This is a genomic window from Cupriavidus sp. 8B (assembly GCF_054589115.1).
Genome location: NZ_BAAILO010000276.1, coordinates 1 through 417, shown reverse-complemented (window position 1 = coordinate 417; position 417 = coordinate 1). Strand labels below are relative to the sequence as shown.

The following is a 417-nucleotide window of genomic DNA, read 5'->3' as shown; positions in this document are numbered from 1 at the left end:
GCCGTTAGCGGCCTGCCGGACAGCATCGGCAAGGTGTTCCGCGGCCAGTGCTTCGACACCGGCTGCAATGCCACCAAGGTCGCGGCCCGGCTAAAGGCCGAACGTGATGCCAAGGCCCCGGCACAGAAGGGGACGCCCGCTAGTAGCCAGCCGGCCGCCAAGACGGGTGGTAAGGCTTCGGCAGCGGAGGCGGTTGTCACCAAGATCAGCGAATCCGACAAGGTGAAAGCCTACCGGTCCGCGCTCTGGCGTAAGGCGCTGCGCCGTGAGGCTGCAGCCAATCCCGAGACCGCCAACAGCTACCTGCTGGCGATCGCACTCTCCGGGCTTTCCCGCGACATTGGCGCGGTTGTCATGGGCAAGATCTACGAGAAGCTGGCGGACGACAAAGCGTCTGTCACGGACCTCGAGAAGAAC

1 pseudogene is annotated in these 417 nt (G+C 65.0%); it reads left to right on the top strand.

The window, feature by feature from the left end:
• Positions 1 to 417: pseudogene (locus ACYP5B_RS27410) on the top strand (PRTRC system ParB family protein); the annotation flags it as partial.